This window comes from Bacteroidota bacterium (assembly GCA_018266755.1).
GTDB lineage: Bacteria > Bacteroidota > Ignavibacteria > Palsa-1295 > Palsa-1295 > JAFDZW01.
The window spans coordinates 446,689-472,387 of the sequence record JAFDZW010000005.1 but is presented as its reverse complement, the minus strand read 5'-3'; the positions used below and the strand labels follow the sequence as shown (position 1 = coordinate 472,387).

Genomic DNA, 25,699 nt, shown 5'->3' with positions numbered 1-25,699 from the left:
CAATGATCGTTGTTCGCCGCTATTCCCAACGCAGAGAATCGGCAGGAAGCGTTTCCGCTGCGCGACGCGCAGGGAAAATGGCCGCAAGCACCACAAGCACCAATGCTCCGATACTTACGGCGAGGAAGTCAAGCGCGTGTAACTCAACCGGCATGGCAGGTATGATATACACACTCGTATCGAGTTTGAAAAATCCGAACTGCTGTTGCGCCGAAACGACAGCAAGACCCAGTACGCATCCGATGAGTACGCCGGTGACACCTGTAATGAGGCCCTGTGACAGGAATATCTTTCGGATCTGGTTCCGATCGGCTCCAAGTGCGACTAAGAGTCCGATATCCCGGCGCTTCTCGAACACGGTGAGCGTGAGCGCACTGAAGATACTGAACGACGCGACGGCGACAATCATGATGAGAATGACATACGCAATCCATCGCTCGATCTCCATCACATTATAGAGGTCGTGATGGAGGTCGTACCACGTGTCGATCGAGACGCCATGCAGACCGAAGCGCTTCGTCATCTCGGTTTTCACCTCTTGCGATTCGTCGATATTATTCAACCGGATGTCGATCTGGGTCGCCGCGTCGTTCGGGACGTCGAACAAGTCACGCGCCGCAGCAAGGTTGACGTATGCGTTATTGCCATCGTAGTCGCGGTTGTTCGCGGCGAAAATTCCGCGCACGATAAAGTATCGCGTCTTCGGAGTGACCGGCTCCGAGAGGATGCGCTCCATTCCGGTCGAACTGAAGACCTGAATGGTATCGCCCGTCGCGATGGCAAGATTATCCGCAAGTAATTGGCCAAGGACAATCCCCTGTGAGTCGAGTTGCATCGAGCCGGCCTGAACGGTCTTGGCAAGGCCAGAGACACGATCGACATCGGAGATATCGATCCCGCTAATGACAGCAACGCGGGGCAGTGTGTAGTGGACGATCACCGCCTTTTGTTTGACGACGGCTGCCGCTGCATGGACTCCGGGAAATTGTTTTGCGATTCGTACCAAGCTGTCGATGCCATTGAGATACCGAGCGTTCGTTGTAGTCGAATCGGAAAGGGCTGTAACACGAATATGCGGGTCAAAATTAACGAGGATATCCGTCACGACGCGTGAAAACCCATTGAAGACCGAAAGCACACAGATTAGCGCAGCAACCCCGACAACGATCCCAAGCGCAGACAGGGCACTAATGATCGTAATAAATTGCTCGCGACGCTTCGAGAGCGCGTATCGTTTGGCGATAAAGAATTCGAATGACATTCGAATTACCGGCCTTCGAACTTGGAGAGGACAATGCTCACTGCATTGCCATCGTCTGACAAGCGAGTCGCAAAAAATTGTTCGACGCCTTCCCAGCGAAACTCCGTCGCACTGCTGCCATCGGGTTGTCCATACGCGGCCGTCAGTCGCGCATATACCTCGTCATAGAATTTCTTCGCTTCGGCTTTGTTGTGCGCGCCGATCGCGAACGTGATCTGTTGTACTTTGCCGTCCTGAATGGCAACGCGGTACTCGCCGGTGTGACCGAACGCGTTGTCCGGATGGCGCAACATCCCTGCTCCCATGTCCGCACTCCAAAAGATCGTATCGAAGTGAGCCAATTGTGGGGCCGAATTCAGCGGGATCGATGTCTTTACACCTCCAAGGGTAAGTGTATCGACATTCGGACGCTGCTGGGCTGCAAGCGTGCAGGTGAGAGTCGATACGAGTGTGAGTACAAGTACAATGCGCATCAGTTTTCAGAACTGAACTTAAAAAAAAATAGCCGGAGCTTGAGGCTCCGGCATTTACCCACAATGGGTTACAACCTCAAACCGGTGACATTCCCACAACAAGTTCACCGGCATAAAAGGTTGTTACCTACAAGCCATTACGCCTCAAACCGTGTTGTGGATTTAAATTACTTCTGCACCCTGATCTCTGCGACGATCGAACGATAGAATGGTACCTTCGAGGTTATCTCTTCATTTGGGATGGGAGCTGTCAGCAGCAGAATCTCGCGTGTGGTGACGACTGCGGCTGCAAATTCAAGATGATCCGGCATGCGAGCCAACAGTTCGAGTCTGCCCACAATCCCTTCACTCGTCGGATGCCCGATCATGGTCGTATCCAAGAGTACCATTGTGCCGATCTTGCGGTCACCGTATTCGCTGCGAAGTTGATCCTTTAAGTTGTCCCACTCGTGGCTGGTCATCTCTGCACCATTGACAGGTCGTGAAATGCACTGCAATTGTAGATCCAGCGAGTCGGGCGGGAGAGTGCAGACCAGCCTGGTAAGTCCCCGTATTGTATCCAGCGTTTCTGAGACCCTCCACCCCGGATGCAGCGGAATGATGTAGTGTGCGAGTGCGAGCGAGAGGGGACGTACCAGCCCGGGCAGTCCCGTTCCAGCTTGTGGGGGATGTTTAACCTCTCGTTCTTGAGCCATTACAGCCGAATTCAAGAGTACGAGTGTCGTCACGAGCAACACTCTCTTGCCCAGGATCCTAAGCAGTGTTGGTATAGTAGTTCGGAAAGTGGATCGTTGGTCCATCGTTTGTACTAAACACTGTTAGGGTTTCCTATGATTCGGTAGTGATAAAACTCGTAAATATTTGGTTGAAACTGTCACACAGTGGTTGATTTTGGCGTCTATGTGGCAGGGGGCGAATTTGTTGTATTTTTACATGGAATGAGACGGGCGCTACATCATCTCTTTGTCATTGTTCTGCTTTGTTCGGCGCGTTTTGCGTTCGCACAGGTGCAGGTCGATGCCCCAATCATAACCCGACCGTCACAGTTTCTCTCCGACTGGCAAAGCAGAGCCTCAACGGCTACGGTCATGGTGCGTAATGCCGGACCGACACGACTGGTAAAAATTCGCACCGATTTCACGCTCAATGGTCAGCACGTCGCAAACTCCGATCCCGCAAAGCTTCCGCCGATCACTCTGAACGGACCTTCTACATCGAATCCTACGGGGTTGACAATTTTCAACGGCGAGGACTTGGTCCCGATGAATGCAATGCATTATGAGAATGCCATCGATGCCAATTCCCAACGATCCGGTAGGGTACCGGAAGGACTGTTATGCTTGAAAGTTACGGTGCTGGATGCGGCAACTGGTGCGCCGATCGCCTCGAGCCCCGATCAGGCCGGTTGCACACAAATCTTTGCCTACTCGCCGCCGCAGTTGATGCTTCCGGAGGATGGTTCAGTGCTCTGCAGAGCAGGGGCGAACAATGTCATCTTCACACGGGATGGCTCTCCGATGCCATTCTTTCAGTGGACGCCCATCTCGCCGTCTCCGACACAGACTGTTCGATACCATTTCGCAATATTCGAGGTATATCCGGGACAAGAACCCATTGCTGCGATCAGAGGAAATCGTGCACTCGTCGAAAGCGATCTGCTCATGCAGACATCAATTCTTTGGCCCGCCCAATATTTTTTTCCGGAAGTCGGAAAACGATATATCTGGAGTGTTCGAGCATTGGATGAGGCAGGCAACGCGTTTGTGCTCAGCAACGACGGGTGGGCTCAGCCGTATTTGTTTACCGTGTCGTGGAATTGCGATACGCTCCACGGCGGCAGTTCAGACAGCAGCACCGGCGTCGGGGCAGCGACTGGTGCTGACAGCAATGGTACAACGGGACGTACAAATACCGGACTGGTTGGTGGTGGTTCTGGCGGCACGGGTGGTGCAGGCGGCGATCAAGGGATGATCGGATTCGTGTCGTCCACACAAGGTACGAGTCCGTTGTATCTGAGTCTTGCGAATTCGTCGTTGCTCTTCTATCCGCGGGCAGGTGCGGTGATTCCTGGCGATGGAGCAAATGTCCTGCGCGATTGGCTTTCGGGCAACGGTGCGACAGAGGCGTCGGCTACCGAAGGCGGTGGAAATTTTGCACCGCGTATACTACCCGCCGTGGCCCATGGGTCGGATGGGGAGGAGTTGAACCTGACCTTCTCGACGCCACAGGTACCGTCCGACAATGCGACGAACGACATTATACTTCTGCCGCCCGATCAACCAATTCACGGTGGCGCGCTCGAAGGGTTTGTCGTCAATGCGCACTCGAGTCCATTTGATCGTACAGTTTTTCATCAGCTCAATGCCCCACCGTCGCCGCTGTTACGTGACAGCCGTTTCGCGTCGGCAGAGAATGATCTCTGGCACTCGATTGCCACTACGTCATCGCGTGAACTATCGATCGACCCGTCGCAATTTGGTGGTACTACCAATGCAAACGCAGGCGTCCCATTGGTCCATATCTCGCTGGATACACGGCTTTTGAATGATAGTGCTCTGCTCGAGATCGAACGTGCACTCTGTGGCACAACAGACCATTTGATTGTCTCAGGCGTAGGAGCGCAAGGAGGTTCACTGGATCTCACAATCCCGCTCGAGCGGTATTCTGGTCAGCTGCAGTTCACTCGGTCTTCGTCCGCAAATGCACCGATCACCGGTCACATGGCACTCACAGAACCAATCACGGTTGGCGGCACTTCGGCGACGTTGATTCTTATCGGTGACGTGTTGCTGAACGATGAAGCCGCAAGCCAAAATTTTCAGGGAGCCGATCTGCTTGCCGGCGGTACCGGTGGCAGCCAGGGGGTTGCGCCGGGTTCGTCGGCGCTGCGTTCGAAAATACGTTCAGGGATGCTCGATTTTACGGTAGCAAGCCCGGGGTTCAACAACGATGCTGCACCTGCGTCGCTCGTGCGGAAGCATCTGGGACCGGTAAAGTATGAAGATATTTCTGCGCGGCTTTCGGTACAAGGGTCACCGATCTACGAGTGGATCCAGGCTTCCTTTTCGAAGTCTCATCAGCGTAAGGATGGTGCTATCGTTGCCGCAGATTTCAATACAAAAGCACGTTCGACCAGAGAGTTTACAAATGCATTGATCACGGAGGTTGGATTTCCGGCGCTCGACGCTGGTTCGAAAGATCCGGCGTATTTGTCAGTTCTTTTTTCGCCGGAAATCGTTCGTTCTAGTCAGGCGGGTACTGAGGTTGCTCATCCGGGAGATCATTCGTCGGCGGCCAAGAAGTGGTCTCCTGCGAATTTCAAGCTGGATATTTCCGGTCTCGATGAAGCGAGTAAGCGGGTGAATAAAATAGAATCATTCACGCTCAAACAGAAGATCACACAAGTGACAGGTGGGAATACCGTGATTGTGCCGGAGATTCCGCATCTGATCATTTCCGTACCGCCGTCAGACCGAGAGAGCTTTACTGCATGGTTAACGTCTGGTCTCAGTAAAGACGGGACACTTGAGATTCATGGAGGTGAGGGAGATCTGCTCGTACAACTGAAACTGCACGACCTCCGTATTACCGCACTTGCCCGCAGAGCACCCGGTGTCTATAAGCTCACACCGGGTAGCGTCGATATCCTCTCAGTACAGTAGTGGTTGTTAGTTGACCCAGTCGGCAACGAAAATATTGGTATTGCCGGGGTGTGAGCCATTTCGATTCGAACACCACACCAAATGTTTACCATCACGGGTGAACATCGCGAAACCGTCGAAGCCCTTTGCATACGTAATCCGTTCGAGCCCGGTACCGTCGGTATTGACGGCATAAAGGTCGAACTCGCGTCCTTGCGGATCGTCCATATTCGATGAAAAGATTACACGTTTGCCGTCCGGGTAGAAGAACGGACAAAAGTTGGCTTTGCCATTGTGTGTGAGTTGTTTCTTGCCGGTGCCATCGGCGTTCATGACCATAATTTCCAGGTCGCCGGGTTTGACAAGTCCCTTCGCAAGTAAGGCCTTGTATTCATCGGCGTCTTTGCCCGTAGGGCGTGCAGCACGGAAGCAGATCTGTTTTCCGTCGAGCGAGTAGAATGCGCCACCATCGTAGCCAAGTTCTGTTGTCAGGCGTTTGATGCCGGTCCCATCAAGTTTCATCGAGTAGAGGTCGATATCTCCGTCACGTGTGCTGGTGAATACAATTCGGTCTCCGACCGGAGAGATGGTAGCTTCGGCGTCATAGAAGGTAGTATCGGCGGTCAGACGGCCAATCGTCACCCCGTTAGTGTCGGCAATATAGAGATCGTATGAACGATAGAGCGGCCATACGTACCCGAGCGAGTGATCTGGTTCCGGCGGGCAGGCATCGTCACTATTAAACGTCGATGCGTAAAGAATATGCGCTTGGTCGGGCATGTAGTACGAACACGTTGTACGTCCCGTCCCCGTCGAGATGTGTTTTACATTCTTTCCATCGAGCGTCATCGTGAAGATCTGATCGCAATGACCTTCACCTCGTCCTCGCGCCTGAAAACAGAGGTGGCTGTCGTCCGGGCTGAGGTACGCCTCTGCATTTTCACCTTCGAAGCTCAGTTGCCGGATATTGCGAAGGTGCTTCTCTTCCTTGAGATATTGCGAGGTTGGCAGCGGCTTCGCGCCCTGAAATTGCTTTGCCATATCGATCCCAGAGTTATCGTGTTCGGGCCGGTAGGTCACGATGCTGATCTTTGGGTCCTTGATCTCGTACGGACTCTTTTGGGGTTGAGCGAATACCGCTGTTGTTGTGAGAATGACAGTGGTAGTAGCAAATATGATACGGTGCATACGGTCGTTCATACACGTAAAGAATGTGAGAGCACTAAACACCCTCTACGGGATACTAAGTTTAGGCAGAGTGGAGTTTCTCTCAGGCGCGAGCCGGCTCGGACTTCGCCGCACGTCGTGCGCCGAGATTTGTGACCAGATGATAGATCACAATAATCGCGAATAACCCGAGTGCCGCGTAGGAAAACACCGGCACCTGGTCGTGAACGTAGTCGACGAAATTCGCATACGTTTGATTGGAGGGTTGCGCTAGGAAATTACCCTCGTATGCTTCGTGCAGACAGTCGAAGACAAGCTGGACAACGAGGATCATCAGCACATACGCCGATTGCTGCAAAAACTTTCCAATATTGACCTTGATCAGTCCCTTCGAGATTGAATAGGAGAGGATCACAGCGAGGCTGATGCCTGCGAGCATGGCGCTGACGTAATAGCCGCCACCGACCCCAGCTCCGAATGCGAGCAACAGCAGCACCATCTCGAACCCTTCGCGTGTGATCATAAAGAACACGAAGAGGAAAATACCGAGCATCGGGAGGAAGCCGCTTTTGCTAATCGTCGAATTGATGCGATCGTCGATCTGCTGACGAATCTTCTTGCCGGAGCGCATCATCCAGATGACCATGGTCGTGACGGCGACGGCGGCAGAGATATAGAGTGCAAGTTCTACACCATGGTTATTGACAAGAGCGATCGTCCCGAGCATGTACCCACCGACAGCGCATGTCGCGACTGCGGTAATGATCCCCCACAGAGCCGCTTTGCGGATACGTTCGTCTCCGCGCTTTTTCAGGGCCACCATGACGGCCATAACAACGAGTGATGCCTCGATCGACTCGCGGAAACTGATGATGAACTGGTTGAATAATTTGCCGTACATTGCTGCTATTCCTTCGATCAATGTTTGTGACGCTTCTCCGGATTCATCAGGGCGGACTTGAACTGCCGCGCATACTCGCAGTCCTGGATATCAGCCGCGCCATCGAGGCATTGACTGAAAATCTGGAAGGAGTGGTAGAGCGGCTTAAAGCCATACGCAATACAGATGTCGTTCTGCATCTGCACGACGCGCTGATTGTCAAACTCGATGATCTTGCCGCACGTAGTACAGATCAGGTGATCGTGGTGCGGGCGGCCAACGGTTTTTTCGTATTGGGCGTGCCCCTGTGAAAACCGATAGCGGGAGACGAGCCCGCATTCATGCAGAAGATTGAGTGTCTTATATACGGTGGCACGGGAGACCTTCGAACCACTGTTTTTTAAATAGATGAACAGATTATCGGCATCGAAGTGATCGTCCCATTTCAAGACGGCATCGAGCACTTCAAAGCGTTCCGGGGTGATGCGGTAATCACCGTCTTTGAGATACTTTCGGAATACATCGTGCGGATTTGCCACGACCTCCGCCGCGGGCTCCTTTTTGGGGAGCCGAGTCAGTTTTTGAGCAGGTTCGTCTGTCATCGTTATTAAGACTCAATCTAAATACATAAATTATTTGAATGCGGTTCCTACTTTATTTTTCCGCACTGTAACTTTTTGACAATAATGGCATTTTACAGAAGCACGCAGCTACCCTGAGTGCGTACAGTGAGTTGTATCATCTCATCTCAACCGACATGACACGAATTCTACTTCGATCCGCAGTGCTTAGTTTGTTGGCGCTGCTCTTAGCTACCGTAACCGCACAATCGTCCAAGGCGGATTGTGCGTATTCGCTTTCAACGGCAGACTCGGCATGGTCGTTCTCGGCGAATGCAGGCTCCGAGCAAACTCGAACCTTCTGGGTGACGAACACCGGTTCGACTACGATCACGCTCGAGATCTCCTTAAGTGGTACCGACGCATTCTCGGTCACTCCGCATATCGATACACTTGCGGCGGGCGATAGCGTCCAGATTACCGTCGTCTTCCATCCCGGCTCCGGCGCGTCAGCAGGGAGCTCGGTACATGGGACAATCACCATCTCGAAGGTCGGCAGCGACTGTAGAAAGACATTGGGGCTCGTGGGCAAAGTAACAGGATCGAACGGTGGCGGCAATGGCGGTCACGATGCTGTCGTGATCTTTGACCCGGGTAAGTGGAGCTTCGGAGCGCTTGCTCAGGGAGCGGATTCATGCCATACGTTCACGCTCATCAACTGGACCGGGAAGACGATCGTCTTAACAGGTTGGTCGATGTTGCATGATCGTGGATTCAGTGTCGACCCGTCATTTACCGATAATGTGACGCTCGATTCCGGAGAAACGAAACAGTTTACCGTGTGCTATACGTCGGATTCATCCCGTCATGAAGTCGTCGATTCACTGGATGTCACATGGCATTACGATGGACAGAATGATACTCATCATACCGATCTCGCGGTAACAGCGGCCTATAAGAAGACGGATTCGGGTAACGGCGGAGGTGGGACGAGCGACGGTCTGGTCGCAGATCCGGGCGAATATAGTTTCGGAGCACTGGCAGCTGGCGCAAGCGCTTGTAAAGATATTGTCATCACGAATCATTCGTCTTCTCAGTCGATCGTTATTACTGGCTGGACGAGTTGCGACGGACAGCAATTTTCACTCAGGCCGAGCTTCTCCGGAAACGATACGCTTGCTCCGGGATCGTCGATCACGATCACGATGTGCTATACTGCATCGAGCACTGCTGGCTCAGCGAAATGTAATCTGACCGTGAACTACACGATCGGTAGCGCCACAAAGCAGTTGGTCGTCGGATTTGGGGCAACCTCACAGGGAAGTAACAATAGCGGCGATGCATGTTTGCGCACGGAGCAGACAGCCGGGTACAAGGATCCGATCGTGATCGGGGCCAGTGCAAATCGTGCGTTGCAGCTCATTAACAAGACCGGCGCCGATATCACAATCACCAACGATAGCGTCGCTTGCGAAGATGCTCGTGCATTCACTCTGACCTCCTCGCTGCCGATCACCGTACCTGCGCATGGTACGGCGAACCTCAACTATACGTTTACGCCGTTCGCATTGAATAACGGCGACCCGAAGGGAGTCTACAGCGGGTGTGTGATCTTTTGGCTTAGCGGCGACAGCATTACCTGCCACGAAGCGAAAGGAACGCTGGTAGGCTTTGCGGTTCATGATGCGGATACGCACACGAACGATACGGTCATTCGCGAACTCTATCCGAACGAGCCGCGTGTGATCTCAATCGAGTCGCATGGCGATCGTCCGACGAAGACGTTTACGTTCACTAATAACCTCACGGTGGACGTTACGGTCAACGGAGTGACGCTGAAAAACGGTACGTACTTCCAAATTCAGAGCACGACGCCTGCAACGACGCCGTTTGTTCTACACCCGAGCGACAATATGACCGTCACCGTGATCTATACGGCGAACGACAAAGATGTTCACTACGATACTCTTGTCATCAACTCCACACATAATCTCCTCGGCACCGGCTTCCAGCTTCAGGGAGTACGAGCAGCGACGAGTTCGGTTCGTGCGGAGATCCCTTCAGGGGTGACGATCAGCCTGACGCCGAATCCGATGTCATCGAGACTGGTCGCAACTGTGACGGGCACGACGTCTGCAACGATCGAAGTGTACGATATGCTCGGCAAACAGCTCACGTCGTCAGCGACTACTGGCACGTGGGTCTGGAATGCAACGACCGATGCAGGGGCTCGTGTCGCTTCCGGCAGTTATATCGTCCGCATCAGCGGCGTGAGCACCGATGGTATCCCGTTCGTGACCTCGAAGCGGGTTGTGGTGACGAACGAATAGTAGAAATCATGTTTTTCGTTCAAACGCCGCAGTAGTTCGCACTACTGCGGCGTTTGAGTTTACAGCCAAGATATTTAATTGTGAGATAGAAGCCCCGGGTCCTACTGGGGAATAGACGCTATTACCGTCGCGATCATCATCGCAGCCAGGCGTGACGTATGCCCGTCAATATCGAACAGGGGATTCGTCTCGACAATATCAAAGCCACGCAACTTGCCGGAGGCAGCAGCTATCGCGCACATCGCCAGTGCTTCCTCTGCGGTGAAGCCAACGGGTGAAGGTGCGCTGCAACCGGGGGCGTCCGAGGCTCGGACGGAGTCGATGTCGAACGAGAGGTAATAGCTCTCGAGTGCGGCGGTGGCAATACCAAAATTCCTTTCTACTGCTTCCGCTTGTATGGCGTAGAGGTAGTGGATGTGGCCGCCTTGATCTGTGACCCAGTCGGCATGTGCCTTCGCTGCAGCGAGCGGTTGGATGCCAAACTCTACAAAGTCTGTCCCAGAGACAATGCCTTCTTCGATGAGCAATCGAAAACTGCTCCCGGAATGGTGAAGTCCGTTCTTCTTCTGCCGTACATCGAGGTGCGCGTCGATATTCATGAGTCCGAACGGTGCACCGGCTTCACGATGTCCTTTGACGAGCGGATACGTGACGTCGTGTCCGCCGCCCAGACCGATCACGAAGCAACCCCTGCGGGAGTATGTTGCTGCTGCTGCACATGCATTGTCATGGATTTCTTCCAGCGTCGCGCCGCTGATGTTTCCATGATCAAAAATTTGCTTTTGATGATCGCCATACATAGAGAGCGGCAGGGCAATCTTACGAAGATACTTTCTGATCTCATCCGGCGCCTGCGCAGCACCGACACGGCCGCCATTGCGGCGTACGCCTTCATCGGTAGGAACACCAACGATGACAACATCGCCCGCTTGAGCGGATGCTACATCGGACCGAATGAGATCGCCGAATCGAGGATCGTCCCCGAGCTTATTCATATCGAAGCGCTTCGACCGGGTTAAGTTTTGCAGCCTTGCGGGCAGGATAAAAACCGAAGAATACGCCAACAAGCGCGGCGGCTCCGAACGAGAGACCTGTCGCCACCGGCGAGATCGACAGTGTCCAACCGTTGCTTGCGGAGATGAATGCGCTCATGCCGTACCCAAGACCGAGGCCGAGCAGTCCGCCGACAAGCGAGAGTGTCATTGCTTCAGTGAGAAACTGAACCATGATGTCCATATTTTTCGCACCGAGCGACTTACGGATGCCGATCTCGCGCGTGCGTTCGGTTACCGTGACGAGCATGATATTCATAATGCCGATACCACCGACAAGCAATGAGATGATTGCAGCATTGCGGAGCAGGCTTGTCAAAGTATTGGCATTCTGGTCGGCGGCCTGTGCGAGGTCGAGCTGGGAGCGAACGTTGAAATCGTCTGCTTCGCTCGGCAATAACTTGTGCTGCGAACGGAGCGTCTGATTAACTTCCTGGATGGCTGCCTGAGTTTGCTCGGCACTCGCGGCGCTGGCAATAATCACGTTGAGCCACGTCACACCAAGTATCTTTTTTTGTACTGTAGTAAGCGGTGCCAAAATGATATCGTCCTGGTCGACGCCGAACGAATTAAACCCTTTTGGTTGCATCACACCCACGACTCGGAAGGGGAGCTTGCGAATGCGGATCGTTTGTCCGACCGGTTGCTGTCCGTCCGGAAAGAGTTGATCGGCGACGGTCTTCCCCAACAGGCAGACGTTCGTCTCGTGCTTCAGATCATTCGGTGTGAAGTCGGAACCGCTGATCAGCCCCCAATTTCTAACCGCGATGTAATCTTCGTTGGTCCCGTTGACACGTGTGGACCAATTGTTATTACCGGCCACGATCTGCGACGATGCCGTCACGATTGGAGCAACGGTGGTAATGAGTGAAAGTTTTCGAAGCGCATCGGCGTCCGCTTCGGTAAGCCGATTCGATGTTCCGGCGCCAAAGCTGATACCGCCGCCGAATGTTGCGCCGGGGAAAATAGTCAGCACGTTCGTTCCCAGGGAGGCGATCTGATCGTTCACCGCTTGTTTGGCCCCTTGGCCGATTGCCGTCATCGTAATGACGGCAGCCACGCCGATGATAATACCAAGCATGGTCAGAAACGCTCGGACCTTATTATGTCCGAGCGATTCGAACGCCATCGAGATCGACGAGGAGATGTTCTTCAGCATTACATTCTCCTTGTTGCGCCGCCGCGAGCGCCCGGGGCGCCGAAGGGATTCGTGCCAGGTTGACCGGAAGAGCCCGCTGCGCCGCCTGAGGTAAGCGTGTACGAACCGACGGCCAGACTATCCGTCTGCTGCAGTTGTCGTGCCGATGAGATCAACTCGACGTAGAGACCGTCTGAAATGCCTGTCATCACCGGTACGGGCTCGAACTTCGGAGTACCGTCCGGTTTGACCCCTGACTTTACAAACACTACACCCTTCGTGCCAGTACTATCCTCGCCTTCGGCTGCTGCCATGGCTTGCCCCCCACCGCCGCCTTCCGGCTTATGTTGTCCTTGGCCGCCGCCTTGTCGCATGCCTCCGCCGTGTTGACCTTTCTGACCGCCGCCTTGACGTTCCATATCCGGCGGAGTGAAACGCAATGCTGCGACCGGGATACGCTGAACATTCTGCTTAGAAGCATTGATAATCGTTACCGTTGCTGTCATGCTCGGTAATAACTTCAGATCCGGATTGTCGGCATCGATGATCACTGTATAGTTGACCACATTCTGTGTAATTGTGGCGTTCAGTCGAACCTCATTTACTACTCCGTGAAATTTCTCGTCGCCGTATGCATCCACCGTGAAGTTCACCGGCTGACCCGCTTTGACACCGCCGATATCGGCTTCGTCAACGCTTGCCCAGACCTGCATCTTTTCGAGATCCTCTGCGATTACGAAGAGCACCGGCGCATTCAACGATGCCGCAACTGTCTGGCCGACATCGACATTGCGAGAAACGATCGTCCCGGAGATCGGTGCGTGGATCTGGGTGTATCCAAGATTCACCTTTGCTTGTTCGAGCGCCGCCTCTGCTTGCTGAGCCGTTGCGCTGGAGGTAGCTCTTGCCGCGATGGCAGCGTCGTAGTCGGCCTTCGACAACAGATCTTTTTTGAAGAGCGCCTCTGCTCGTTCAGCATCGAGCTTTGTCTTGTTGAGGTCGGCAAGCGCCTTCTGGTAGTTAGCCTCGGATTGTTTGATCGCCGCCTCGTAGAATGTCGGATCGATCACTGCGATTAACTCGCCCTTTTTGACCTTCGAATTGAAATCCGCATGGAGCTCTCGGACCACGCCGGACACCTGGGTGCCAACCTGTACTGTCTTCGTCGCCTGGATCGTCCCGGTGGCAGTGATCGCTTTGATGATATCGCCATGCTCGACTGCAGCAAAACGATAGACGGTGATGGCCGCAGCATCTTTCTTATTGAAGACGAAATACCAGACGGCAGCGCCGGCAACAAGCAGGAGAATCACGATCGAGACCCACCGACGCACGACTTGTTTCTTCTGCTTCTGCCGGAATGCCTGCATCGCCTGATCGCTCTGAGAAGTACTCATTGATTCGTACAAAATGTGGTGGTCAATATAAATGGCTGCGTTCGGGGGAAGTCAAAAATACGCACGAGTTATGGATGTGTTTCCGGGATGCGGATGAACAAATGATCATGCACCAGTTTGATTGCCGCCCGTTGGCCGTTTCGGACTGCACCTTCTATCGTCATCGGAAGGCCATTATGGGCGAGATCCGAGGCGATGTAGATGTGCGCACTTGTCGAGCGCATCGGTGGTCGGTTTGCCTCGGTATCGGGATCGAGCAGATACGTAGCGCGCTTTTCTTTGATCACCACGGAGTGTTCGATCGACCCGAACAATGTATGCGGCAGAGCGGAACGAAGGTCGCCGGTCAACGTTGCCACAATGCGTTCCGACGGTTCGTCAACAAGCGTCTTCGCCGCACTTACGGTGCATGCAATGAGCTGCCGGGTCCGGTTCGATTTCTTTGGAAATGCCCACTGGAGCGTTGTCTCTACAAAACCATTGATCGGGTGATCGAGTATAGGTGTATCGGTCCAGAGAAACGCGTTGACGATCGGTGAAAATCGTAACGTCGGGCGCTTGCCTGCGACCGGCACCCACTCGGGAAACGGTGACGCCGCTACGATGACCGCGTCGAATACCTCGTAGTCGTCTCTTCCAACCGTTTTGACATAGACAACGCCAGAACGTTCGTCGGCTTCGAGGATACCCGTGCCAAGACGGAGGTGGTGTCCCTGCGAACGAAGTAACTCGACTCCCGGATCGACAAGAAGCTCCGAAAGTCCACACCGGGGTACAACGAGAGCAGGGAAGCGGCGGTCCATCAAAAAGACTGTTCGGATCGTATTCAAAAACACTTGGGCACTTGCTTCGTCGATCGACGCATTCATTGTCGCCAGTACGACAGGCTCCCACAGTTTCGCGATGACAGAGTCCGGCTGTTTGGCGGCGGCGAAGAGTTGTCGGCATGTTCGGTGCGCAAACGCCTTGTCGAAGCGAAAGAGCATGATGCCCAGACCAAATCGTATCGCGGCTGATTTCTCGAACGATGCAAGTAATTCACTTCGGAGCAGACCAACGAGTAGGTTCGTTGGTGAGGGTATTGTCGTCGAGACCGTCAGTGAACCAACGTTCCCATGACCTGCTTTGAAATACGGAATGTCGAGCGGAGATATCCTGTCTACCTTTAACAGCGTTCCAATGTTCCGAAGGTACCGCATCGTGGAGGTGTAGCAACCCATCATTAGATGCTGGCCGTTGTCGATGATGTCGCCGGTCGTGCGCTCAGTCAGTGAACGCGTACGTCCGCCGAAGATCGCACGCTCCTCGAAAAGCGTGACCTCGATCTTCCGGTCGCTCGGGGCAAGCGCTAACTCCGTTGCGGCTGCAAGGCCGCTCACACCACCACCGATTACCGCAACTCGAAACGGAGCCTTCACGTAGATTTGTATCGAAATGAGAAGGACTAAACAACGAACACTGCCGGATTATTTTGATCTGGCCAAACAAAAATCGCCGAAGCAGGCGGATTTCTATGCGCGAGTATACGAGGTCGTTGCTCGAATTCCGAAAGGGAAGGTGACAAGCTACGGCGCAATTGGCCAGGCTCTGGGCTTACGGAGCTCAGCCCGCGTCGTTGGCTATGCGATGGGGTTGATCCCTGACGATCCGTCATTGCCTGCTCATCGCGTCCTAAACCGGCTCGGAGAGCTTTCTGCAGCCCATAAGTTTGGCGGGTATGAGCCGATGCGTAAGCGTCTCGAACGCGAAGGCGTGACCTTCAAGGGGCGCCATGTCGATATGCAGAAGCATTTCTGGGATCCTTCCGAATGATCGGTTGCCGAAGGCCTGCACGAACATCGCCGGAGTTTCTCGGAGCAAACTCCAGACGAATGCTGTTATTAGCCCTTCTTAGAATCATTTGATCAGATGGCAACGAACGTTGTAATGCCCAAGATGGGCGAAAGTATCACCGAAGGGACGATCCTTCGCTGGCTGAAGCAGCCGGGTGATACCGTGAAGAAGGACGAACCGATCCTCGAGATCTCGACCGACAAGGTCGATACCGAAGTCCCGGCACCTGCTGCGGGCGTCCTGCTCCAACAACTCGTTCAGGAACAGCAGACGGTTGCCGTCGGTACTCCGATCGCAGTGCTTGGCGAAGCCGGCGAGACCGCAAGTGCTCCTGTTGTCACACCTACGGCAGCCGCCGCTCCAAGTCCCACACCCACACCAGCACCAGCGCCTACAGCAACACCCGCTCCGGCCCCTGTAACGATGGCCGCTGCAGGCGAGCAAGCGGTGGTCATGCCTAAGATGGGCGAGAGTATCACTGAAGGGACGATCCTCCGTTGGCTCAAGAAGCCCGGTGACACGGTAAAGAAAGACGAGCCGATTCTTGAGATTTCGACCGATAAAGTCGATACCGAAGTACCATCTCCGATTGCTGGGACATTAACCAAGATCGTCGCGGAAGAAAAACAGGTCGTGCCGGTTGGTAATGTCGTTGCGTACATCGCCGGTGTTGGTGCTGCTGTAAACGCCGTCGCATCTGCGGTTCCCGCTGCCGCACCGGCACCCCCGATTGCGGCTGCTCCAGTTGCAGCCCCAGTCGTCATGAGCGCTCCCGTTACAGTGAGCGGCCCGGTAACCGCACACGGCCCGTCGGGACGATTCTATTCACCGCTTGTTCGTTCGATTGCTGCAAAGGAAGGTATCTCACTCGGAGAACTCGAAGCGATTACTGGTTCCGGCCTCGGCGGACGAGTGAATAAGAATGATATTCTTACCTATGCCGCACAACGTGGTTCCGGCAACATCGTCGCGACCGCCGCACCGGTAGCTGCAGTTGCAGCAAAACCAGCGGCTCCGGCACCAGCTCCGGCCCCGGCAGCACCGAGCGCTCCGGCAGTTGTCTTCACCGGCGACATGACGATCCCGATGGATAACATCCGTCAAAAGATCGCCGAACACATGGTTCGCTCCAAGCATACAAGCGCGCATGTGACGAGTGTCAGCGAAGTCGATGTAACCGGGCTGGTGAAATTCCGCGAGAAGTTTAAGGACGAGTTTAAGCGTCGCGAGGGGATCAACCTGACGTACACGCCGATCCTCATCGAAGCGATGGTTCGCGCGATTAAGGATTTCCCGTTCATCAATGCACAGATCGACGGCACGAACGTCATCGTCCGCAAGGACATTAATTTCGGCGTTGCCGTGAGCGTCCCGCCGACCGAAGGCTCGGTATTGCCGCCGGCACTCATCGTGCCGGTGATCAAGCGTGCGCAGAACCTCAACTACGTCGGGATCGCACACGCCGTCGCCGATCTGGCAAACAAGGCCCGTACAAAGAAATTGACCCCGGATGATATTTCCGGCGGCACATTTACCCTGACGAATCCGGGTATGTATGGCAACCTGTTCGGGACGCCGATCATTAATCAGCCGCAACTGGCGATTATGACAACCGGCGCTATTGTGAAGCGTCCGGTTGTGAAAACGGATGCAAACGGGGACGATTACATCGCAATCCGTTCGATGATGTTCCTCGGACTGTCGTACGATCACCGTATGATCGACGGCATGTACGGGGTGCAGTTTACCGAGCGGGTAAAATACTACCTGGAGAACTTTGCGACGGATTCGCTCTGAGTGCCGAATTTTGCTCAAATCGGCCTGAAAAAGCGTATCTTTGCAGTCTGAATTTCTCGCTGCTACTTTTGAACCGGTTGCGTGTTACCTACATGGCAATCGATATTTTGTTGTGTCATCTCACAGCGATTTTTACAACGAACATGATGAAGCATTCTATTCGTCTTTTAAGTCTGTGTGTTGCACTGGGTGCGTTGACAATCGGATCGATACTTTCAGGGTGTAAGGACACAGCTCCCGACCCGTCGTATGTCGATTTCGGGTCGATCCGTGTCATGCATTTCATCCAGTGCACGGCCGTCCGGTTCATCGCGTATCCGTTGGACAATATCAGCGATACGGTTCTCAATACCCCCACGCCGGTGACGTACGGAGTCTCGACGCCATACGTGAATAATCTGTCGACCGGCCGCGGTGCCGGCCAGACGTACCGCGTCGTTGCACTGGTGGCTGGGACGACGACTGAACTCGATCACACCGATATTACACTCAAGCCCGGCGATAAGTGGACGTGGGTGCTTTTCCAGCCTGACGGAGGGAATTACCATTCTGTGAAGATTCAGGATCTTCCGGTCTCGAATCCGACTGCGAATACGGCGTATTTCCGTTTTATGAATGTCAACCCAGGCGGACCGGAACACCTGTACTTAGGAGATCCGAACGGAACGGACTTCAGCGGCGCTGTTGATTTCGGGCATATCTCTGACTACAAAGGCATCCCCACGAGTTTCGATACCACTGTTACGTTCTTCGTAACGGATGCGAACAATAATATTCTTGGTCGTCTTTCGGGTGTATCGCTTACCTCGGGGTCGTACCATACGATCACATGGGGAGGACAGTTGGACCAGACGTGCCGGTTGACCGATTTTAACGGAAATCATATCCCGGACGATTCTATCCGTGTCCACATGTTTGACGATAACGAAAGTGGCAATGACCAGCTTCCGGTGCCGGTGACGATGCGCTATAACATTATTAATGCGTTGATGCCCCCGAACGCCGGCGCACACGCGGCAGGCTTCCCGGACTATACAGCTTCCGGTGGTCTGAATGTCGTGATTAACAACAATACGGTGTACGATTATAAGAATGTCATGCCGTTTACCCCGCTTCCGTTTTGGGGTAATATTGAGCAAGTCGATCCGGATAATTCAGCGAACAAGGTATTAATCAGCGACCCGAAAGCAATTCCGTACACCGGCTTGGCATATATCAAATTGGTAAAGCCGGTGGGACAGAATCCGAGTTTTTCGGATAGTATTCTGTTCCGCTTCTATGGAACATCAGCACGCATTCAGACCGACCAGTTGGTATCGTTTATTATCAACGATACAACGCATTCGAGCAAGAGTGCTCAAACGGCAGTGGCTCCGTATGATTCTACGTTTGCGTTCACTCTTCCGGTGCCTGACCAGTCGGATGCCAATAGCGCGACAATTATCTTCGTGAACTGTTTAGTCGGTACAAAATCGACACCAACAGTGCTGAAGGGTGATTTCACAATCGGCTCCAATACGATTACAATGCAGCCGCGACCCGCAGGTGCTCCGCAGCCGTTCACTGGTATTCCCGCGGATCAACAAATCACTATTAGTGGGAAGATCAACTCTGGTGCTGAGACCATCCCAGACTTTAAATTTTCACCGCAAAAAGGTGCGGTCTATGAAGTCATTTGCGTAGGTCAGCGCAATCGGCCGGATGGAAATAGTGCGTATGCACCACATTTCATGGTTGTTCGCACCAACCCGAAATGGTAACGTCGTAGAAGTGATTGTTTCGAATAAAGCCGAGGTCGTTTGACCTCGGCTTTATTGTTTTCTATGGGTTGTTAGATTCTATCAATGAAAGAACGACTCCATCCGAATATTATCTGGCTGGGTATCGCGAGCCTGTTCAATGATATTAGCGGCGAGATCGTTACTCGTGCACTCCCGCTGTTCCTTTCGGCGACGCTTGGTGTGAGCGCAACGATTGTCGGATTGATCGAAGGGATCGCTGACACGACGTCTTCTGTGCTAAAGCTCGTCTCCGGATGGTATAGCGACCGTTTCCGGACACGGAAGGGGCCGACTCTGTTTGGCTATTCGCTTACAGCAGTGGCTCGGCCACTGCTGTTTTGGACAAACACCTGGGTACTTCCGCTTGTCAGCCGTTTCCTCGACCGCGCGGGAAAGGGCATCCGGACCGCTCCGCGTGACGCCTTGATCGCCGATTCGGTCGATTCACGTAACCGAGGTCGCGCATTTGGCATTCAACGGACGCTCGATCCGCTCGGCGCAGTGATCGGCGCATTGCTCGCGGCAGCAGTGGCTGCGTTGTTTACGAGCGATTCGTCACTGTCAATCTCGCGAGACACATTTAAGACGCTGATCATTGTAGCGTCCGTCCCGTCCGTTATTTCCGTCATACTCCTTGCGCTATTCGTCCGTGATGTTAAGCTCCACGGGAGTTCCGGTGGGAGTAGGCAGCGAGCCAACATGCGAGATGGGTTCTCATCCTACTTTAAACGGTATCTGTTGATACTGTTTGTGTTCTCACTCGGGATGTCGAGCGATGCATTTCTGTTGCTGCGCTCGAGTGCTGCGGGGCTGCATCCGAGCGAGATCTTTCTGTTAGTTGCACTCTTTAACCTCGTTACGACCGTGTCGGCGTATCCTGCAGGTCTCATCGCTGACCGCCTCGGAAAGAAGCGAGTGATTGTTCTCGGATGGATGCTTTACGGAGCGATCTACCTCGGGTTTGCGGTCGCTGAATCTTCGTCGATCGTATCGCTGCTCTTTGTGCTCTACGGGCTGTATTACGGGCTTACAGAAGGGGTCGAGAAAGCATTTGTGGCCGATTTGGTGCCGGCAGACAGGCGCGGAGCGGCATATGGCTACTTCAATATGGTGATTGGTCTGAGTGCACTTCCGGCGAGTGTCGGCTTTGGGGCACTCTGGCAGGTGCTTGGTCCTGCGGCCGCGTTCTCCGTCGGTGCAGGGTGCGCTGTATTGGCGAGCGTATTGCTCGTATTCCTTGTAGATAAGAAATAATCTGCCCCTCAGGTTTGGATCACGCCCGGATTGAACTTCGGGATGTCCGGATTGTGAGAGGCCATCTCGATACCGAGCGAGATGATTTCTCGTGTTCGGCGTGGGTCGATAATCCCGTCGGTCCATAGGCGAGCAGCACCATACAACGGACCGGACTGATCGGAATATCGTTGCTGGATCTCGGCCAGAAGGGCTTGCTCTTTCTCCGGGGTGATTTTCTCGCCGTGCTTGGCCAAGGTTGCGACCTTGAGTGTCAACAATGTCTTCGAAGCCTGCGCACCACCCATCACCGCAAGCTGTGCATTGTGCCAGCTAAAAATCAGCCGTGGGTCATACGCCTTTCCACACATGGCATAATTACCGGCTCCGTAGGAGTTGCCGATCATGAACGTGAACTTCGGTACAACGGAGTTGGCAACGGCATTCACCATTTTTGCACCATCTTTGATGATGCCGCCGTGCTCGCTTCGCGAACCGACCATGAAGCCGGTGACGTCCTGCAAAAACACAAGCGGGATCATCTGCTGATTGCAGTTCATGATAAACCGAGCGGCCTTGTCAGCGGAATCGGAATAGATCACGCCGCCGACTTGCATTTCACCTTTGGCGTTCTTGACAATCTTTCGTTGATTTGCGACGATCCCCACTGCCCAACCATCGATGCGGGCATACGCAGTGACGATTGTCTTGCCGTAGTCCGCTTTATATTCGTCGATCTCCGAATTGTCGACAATTCGGGCAATAACCTCATGCGTGTCGTATGGCTTGTTCGTCGCTGTTGGCAAGAGCGCAAGAAGGTCGTCAGCCGGAAGGAGGGGAGGGGTGGACGCGATTCGGTTGAAACCGGCTCGCGGTTTATCACCCATTTTGTCCATGATCGAGCGGATTGTTTCGATACAGACTTGATCATTTGGCATCTTGTAATCGGTCACGCCGGAAATTTCACAATGCACGCGTGCACCCCCGAGCGACTCGTTATCGATCTTTTCTCCGATCGCCGCCTCGACCAGCGCGCTTCCGGCGAGAAAAACGTGGCCGGTGCCTTCGACAATGAGAGCTTCGTCCGACATTATTGGCAAATACGCCCCGCCGGCTACGCAAGGGCCCATTATGGCAGCGATCTGGACGATTCCCATGCTGCTCATGACCGCGTTATTGCGGAATATGCGCCCGAAATGCTCCTTATCCGGGAAGATCTCGTCCTGCATTGGGAGGTAAACCCCTGCAGAATCAACCAGATAGATGATCGGAAGACGGTTCTCGATCGAAATTTCCTGAGCCCGTAAATTCTTTTTCCCAGCCATCGGAAACCAAGCTCCGGCCTTGACGGTCGCATCGTTGGCGACGATGACGCATAATTTCCCGCCAACGCGGCCGATGCCGGTTACAACGCCTGCAGAAGGAGCGCCGCCCTCATCTTCATACATTCCGTGAGCGGCAAATAGACCGATCTCTTCGAATCTGCTATCTGCATCGATAAGCAGATCAATGCGTTCACGGGCCGTTAGCTTATTTTTTTCATGCTGTTTCTCAATGTTTTTCTTTCCGCCCCCGAGCCGTGTGGTAGCTTCGAGCGCTGAAAGCTTTCGTAACTCGTTGGTGTGAAAATCGTAATATAACGAGTATGGCTCACGAGAGCGATCGATCGGTGTACCAATTCGATGAGACATTTGATCGAGATTTGTGTCTTTAGAGTAGGGAGTACAACAATCACGGGAGCCGCCCGCACGTCAGATTGAAGCACTACCGCTGAACATGCAATAAACCGTTCTTTACGGTGTATTGTTTGCAATAATCTTAAATGGAGATGGATTCATGAAGAAAAAAACGTCAATCGTTACGGTCCTTGTTGTGTCATTGAGTTTCTTCGCTCGTATTGCGGGTGCCCAAGGGGTTGCTATGCCTGATGAAGATTGGGGCGAGCATCAGAACTTCCAAAAGGCGGCAGAATATTGGGCAACGTGGGAAAAGTCCGGGCCGGACACCAACATTGCCGAAGCGCGTCGCCAAGCACAGAAGGAATTCTCAGCCATTCCGCGTTCAAAAGCGATGATGCTCCAGGCTGTGACGCCGGCGTGGAAACAGGTTGGTGGAGCACTTGACGGAGTCGTGAGCGGACGTCCGACCGGACTGGGATTTTCAAAGCAGCACCCTGCGTATATCTATCTCACTACGAGCGGCGGAGGACTGTTCAAATCCACGAACAGCGGTGGCAAATGGGTGCCGGTCAACGATCCGAATTTCACCACGAATGCCATGGGTAGCGTAGCCGTCGATCCGACCAACGACAGTATTGTGTATGTGGGAACCGGCGATCTATACACTGGCAACGACGGTGAGCTTAGCAAAGGTGACGGTATGTTCAAGTCGGTTGATGGTGGCTTGAACTGGACTCACATTGCCAGTACCAATCAGGTCGGCTCATTAATTTACCAGGTCTTGATCGATCCGGTGACCACTTCACGACTCTATACCACCGCAAACGATGGTATCCGTCGTAGCGAGGATGGTGGTCAGACATGGAAGAAAGTGCTTCCTCAGAGCGGTACGACGCACATGATCATCGATCCGAACAATCCGAATCGCTTGATCGCCGGCGGCGCGGGGGTGATCAAGATATCCGCTGATTATGGCGATACGTGGACAGGAGATGTTGCCGCTAATCTTACTTCGAAATACACAGTGACATTAGGAATGTCAATGAAGAACTCCGCGATTATTTATGCAAGCATCGGATTGCCACCGCCTCCGATTAGCAGCGGTAACTCACTTGGTGTAGCGATGTCCGTCGATTCGGGTAAGACTTGGTCAATCACTACGAACCCGGGGGGCGGGTATATGTCTCAGCAGTCGTTCTATGACAATGCATGTGCAGTGAGCCCATCGAGCCCGAACTATGTGATTGTCGGCGGGCTGGACATCTATGCTTCGGCGAATGGTGGCACATCATTCCCGTATAAGACCGACTGGACCTCTGCTCCGGGCGGGACCAACTACACCCACGCAGATATTCACGTGCTGACGTATGGCGGTGGCGGCCTCTGGGCACTCACTGACGGTGGTGTATTTCAAAGCGGTGATAATGGCAAGACGTGGTCTCCGCGCAATTCGGGGCTCGCTACACTACTGTTTGTCGGTGGTGATGCCGATAAGAACTTCACGTTCGCTCTTGGCGGTGCGCAGGATAATGGCGTGAGCAAGACAAACGCGATGACTGGTACGACCTTCACACAGAAAGTAGGTGGCGACGGTGGCCGTTGCTATGTTGATCAGATCGATGGCCTTGTCTGCTACTCAACGTATGTGAGTGCATCACTGCAACGCTCTCCTGATGGCGGCGAAACATGGGACATCGGACCGCGAGGCGATCATAACGTGATTCCAAACGGCTGCCCATTGCTAAACGAAGGGGTCCCGTTCTACATGTACTATGACGTATGCGAGTCAGATCCTTCGGTAGTTGCTATCGCCGGCGGAGCGAATGTCTATTATACCACAGACGGAGCGAACACGTTGAACTCGATTTCAAAGAGTGGGACGAAGCCTTCACTAAATACTACGTCTACCGTACACGTTCCCGCTGCCAACTCTGCGGTGGTGTATTGCAGCGCCGGTGGGACGTCATACGTGACGAAGGAAGCCACCCTTGGCGCTTGGACCAAGAGTACCGTTAGCTCGCTCGGGACGATCTCCGATTGGGCAAGTGATCCCAAAGATGCAGGACACGTTTGGGTAGCGATCTCAGGATTTGGCGGACATCATTTTGCGGAGTCGAACGATTACGGCAGCACCTGGAGCTATCCCGCGGTGGGGTTGCCAAACCTCGACTACCGTGCCATTGCACGCGCGCCAAATGGAGACTTATTCCTTGGCCATACCCTCGGGGTAATGCGTTCGATTGATGGCGGTGTAACGTGGGAAGCTCTGACCGACGGGATTCCGCTTGTCCAAGTCAATAAGCTGCGCGTTCGTGGTTCATCGCCTTCCTATCTGCTTGCAACGACGTACGGTCGCGGTATGTATAGCTTGAACATTACCGACCTTCCGCGCACCACGGTCGATGTACCACAAACTGTCGCCGATGTTCCTCTTTCGATTTCGACGATTGCGCCGAATCCGGCGGTTCGAGCAGGAAATGTGATAATCCGGTACTCCACAAACAACCCTGGGTGGATGAACATGAGACTCTTTGACGAAGCCGGACGCGAGCTCAGGACGATTGCAAATGAGTATAGCGAGACAGGCTCCCATACGGTAGCATTCGCCACACCGGAGATCGCTGGGTCATACACCATCGTTATGACGCAGAACGGCAAGGCCGTAACAGCACACTTGGTAGTTAGCGGCAGTTGATCAAACCGGAGGTTGAGATTCTCAGGTTGCCGCGCTTAATAGGCTGATAAATAAGCGGTTAGATGGGTTGGTTTAGCCAAACAATTGCGAGATAAATTAGGGCACAGTATTGTGCCCTAATTTTTTTTGTAACAAATTGGCATGTTGTGGGTACTTATATATGTGCGAGGAGATATGTATTTCTCGCACGAGGCTTTTAATAAATTCAATCGATAGCGTACTATTCTCTTTGATACTGTTTTTTCTGTCTGTGCCTGGTGTTGAATTGAACTGACAACCGAGATGTGGGTAGGCCACAGATCGGTCCAGGATAGCGGACTGAATGTCGAACCGTCATTCATCAATCAAAGAGGATTCTACGACTATGCAAACCCGAATCAGTGCAGATGTAGCCGCTCGCGAAGCGGCGATCGTCAACTCCTTCTCGACTCCCGATGATCTCGGGTCGGTCCGTAACCAATTCCAGAATGGAATTTCCAATCCGCTGGCAGAACTCGTCAGTGACGAAGTGTACTCGTTGTTGCGCCAAAACGATTTGCTCAATGAGAAATCACTTCGCGATTATATCATCCGACAGATGTTTCTGAAGCTCAAAGCAGAATCGCACATGCGCACGGCCGAAGCCATTTCCGCACTTCGTGATATGTACCCATACTTGCAGTTCGACACGATCCGCAAGATCGTATATCGAGTCTATCCGTCGAGTTCGCGGAAGTCGATGATCTGAGACTATCGTTTTGTGTTATCGAGGTGAAAAGACGAACAGCCCGCGACCGAGTGAG

General features: G+C 53.5%; 19 protein-coding genes. 8 read left to right on the top strand and 11 right to left on the bottom strand.

Annotated features, from left to right (window positions below):
• Positions 1 to 19 precede the first annotated feature (19 nt).
• The 3 genes from JSS75_06555 to JSS75_06545 all read right to left on the bottom strand — a co-directional run bounded on the left by JSS75_06555 (position 20) and on the right by JSS75_06545 (position 2,195).
• The gene (locus JSS75_06555; protein ID MBS1903344.1) at positions 20 to 1,261 is read right to left on the bottom strand and encodes an ABC transporter permease; all 1,242 of its coding nucleotides are present in this window, start codon (positions 1,259 to 1,261) and stop codon (positions 20 to 22) included.
• 5 nt (positions 1,262 to 1,266) lie between these two features.
• Positions 1,267 to 1,734, bottom strand: coding sequence for a hypothetical protein (locus tag JSS75_06550; protein ID MBS1903343.1), 468 nt, complete (start codon positions 1,732 to 1,734; stop codon positions 1,267 to 1,269).
• Positions 1,735 to 1,901: 167 nt separating this feature from the next.
• On the bottom strand, positions 1,902 to 2,195 hold the full coding sequence (locus JSS75_06545; protein ID MBS1903342.1) for a hypothetical protein: 294 nt from the start codon (positions 2,193 to 2,195) through the stop codon (positions 1,902 to 1,904).
• Between the two features lie 477 nt (positions 2,196 to 2,672).
• Between JSS75_06545 and JSS75_06540 the strand changes: the two genes are divergently transcribed.
• Positions 2,673 to 5,396, top strand: a complete 2,724-nt coding sequence (locus tag JSS75_06540; protein ID MBS1903341.1) for a hypothetical protein — start codon at positions 2,673 to 2,675, stop codon at positions 5,394 to 5,396.
• A gap of 6 nt (positions 5,397 to 5,402) precedes the next feature.
• On the opposite strand, the gene JSS75_06535 is transcribed toward JSS75_06540, so the two are convergent.
• From JSS75_06535 to JSS75_06525, 3 genes are all read right to left on the bottom strand, one after another.
• Positions 5,403 to 6,563: a PD40 domain-containing protein gene (locus tag JSS75_06535; GenBank protein MBS1903340.1), complete on the bottom strand. Its 1,161-nt coding sequence runs from the start codon at positions 6,561 to 6,563 to the stop codon at positions 5,403 to 5,405.
• An 82-nt stretch (positions 6,564 to 6,645) separates the two neighbouring features.
• The gene (locus JSS75_06530) at positions 6,646 to 7,443 is read right to left on the bottom strand and encodes an FTR1 family protein (protein MBS1903339.1); all 798 of its coding nucleotides are present in this window, start codon (positions 7,441 to 7,443) and stop codon (positions 6,646 to 6,648) included.
• A 17-nt stretch (positions 7,444 to 7,460) separates the two neighbouring features.
• The gene (locus tag JSS75_06525) at positions 7,461 to 8,024 is read right to left on the bottom strand and encodes a transcriptional repressor (protein ID MBS1903338.1); all 564 of its coding nucleotides are present in this window, start codon (positions 8,022 to 8,024) and stop codon (positions 7,461 to 7,463) included.
• A 155-nt stretch (positions 8,025 to 8,179) separates the two neighbouring features.
• Here JSS75_06525 and JSS75_06520 point away from each other — a divergent pair, with 155 nt between their 5' ends.
• Complete coding sequence (locus tag JSS75_06520) at positions 8,180 to 10,312, top strand: choice-of-anchor D domain-containing protein (GenBank protein ID MBS1903337.1); 2,133 nt, start codon at positions 8,180 to 8,182, stop codon at positions 10,310 to 10,312.
• A gap of 101 nt (positions 10,313 to 10,413) precedes the next feature.
• Here the strand turns inward: JSS75_06520 and JSS75_06515 are convergent, their stop codons facing one another.
• From JSS75_06515 to JSS75_06500, 4 genes are all read right to left on the bottom strand, one after another.
• Positions 10,414 to 11,307 carry a formimidoylglutamase gene (locus JSS75_06515; protein ID MBS1903336.1) on the bottom strand — a complete coding sequence of 298 codons (894 nt, stop codon included), beginning with the start codon at positions 11,305 to 11,307 and terminating at the stop codon, positions 10,414 to 10,416.
• Positions 11,300 to 12,520, bottom strand: a complete 1,221-nt coding sequence (locus JSS75_06510) for an ABC transporter permease (protein ID MBS1903335.1) — start codon at positions 12,518 to 12,520, stop codon at positions 11,300 to 11,302. The genes JSS75_06515 and JSS75_06510 overlap by 8 nt, the downstream gene beginning before the upstream one ends.
• A 2-nt stretch (positions 12,521 to 12,522) precedes the next feature.
• Positions 12,523 to 13,899, bottom strand: a complete 1,377-nt coding sequence (locus JSS75_06505; protein MBS1903334.1) for an efflux RND transporter periplasmic adaptor subunit — start codon at positions 13,897 to 13,899, stop codon at positions 12,523 to 12,525.
• A gap of 68 nt (positions 13,900 to 13,967) precedes the next feature.
• Positions 13,968 to 15,317, bottom strand: a complete 1,350-nt coding sequence (locus tag JSS75_06500) for an FAD-dependent oxidoreductase (GenBank protein ID MBS1903333.1) — start codon at positions 15,315 to 15,317, stop codon at positions 13,968 to 13,970.
• A gap of 16 nt (positions 15,318 to 15,333) precedes the next feature.
• On the opposite strand from JSS75_06500, the gene JSS75_06495 reads away from it, so the two are divergent.
• From JSS75_06495 to JSS75_06480, 4 genes are all read left to right on the top strand, one after another.
• Positions 15,334 to 15,711, top strand: a complete 378-nt coding sequence (locus tag JSS75_06495; protein ID MBS1903332.1) for an MGMT family protein — start codon at positions 15,334 to 15,336, stop codon at positions 15,709 to 15,711.
• A gap of 96 nt (positions 15,712 to 15,807) precedes the next feature.
• Entirely contained in the window at positions 15,808 to 17,529 is a 1,722-nt protein-coding gene (sucB, locus tag JSS75_06490) for a 2-oxoglutarate dehydrogenase, E2 component, dihydrolipoamide succinyltransferase (protein ID MBS1903331.1), read from the top strand.
• A 143-nt stretch (positions 17,530 to 17,672) separates the two neighbouring features.
• Positions 17,673 to 19,289 carry a DUF4397 domain-containing protein gene (locus tag JSS75_06485; GenBank protein ID MBS1903330.1) on the top strand — a complete coding sequence of 539 codons (1,617 nt, stop codon included), beginning with the start codon at positions 17,673 to 17,675 and terminating at the stop codon, positions 19,287 to 19,289.
• A gap of 84 nt (positions 19,290 to 19,373) precedes the next feature.
• Positions 19,374 to 20,564 carry an MFS transporter gene (locus tag JSS75_06480; protein MBS1903329.1) on the top strand — a complete coding sequence of 397 codons (1,191 nt, stop codon included), beginning with the start codon at positions 19,374 to 19,376 and terminating at the stop codon, positions 20,562 to 20,564.
• Positions 20,565 to 20,572: 8 nt separating this feature from the next.
• On the opposite strand, the gene JSS75_06475 is transcribed toward JSS75_06480, so the two are convergent.
• Positions 20,573 to 22,234, bottom strand: coding sequence for an acyl-CoA carboxylase subunit beta (locus tag JSS75_06475; GenBank protein ID MBS1903328.1), 1,662 nt, complete (start codon positions 22,232 to 22,234; stop codon positions 20,573 to 20,575).
• A 145-nt stretch (positions 22,235 to 22,379) separates the two neighbouring features.
• On the opposite strand from JSS75_06475, the gene JSS75_06470 reads away from it, so the two are divergent.
• Positions 22,380 to 24,917 carry a hypothetical protein gene (locus JSS75_06470; protein ID MBS1903327.1) on the top strand — a complete coding sequence of 846 codons (2,538 nt, stop codon included), beginning with the start codon at positions 22,380 to 22,382 and terminating at the stop codon, positions 24,915 to 24,917.
• 472 nt (positions 24,918 to 25,389) lie between these two features.
• The gene (locus JSS75_06465) at positions 25,390 to 25,644 is read left to right on the top strand and encodes a hypothetical protein (GenBank protein ID MBS1903326.1); all 255 of its coding nucleotides are present in this window, start codon (positions 25,390 to 25,392) and stop codon (positions 25,642 to 25,644) included.
• Positions 25,645 to 25,699: the final 55 nt, after the last annotated feature.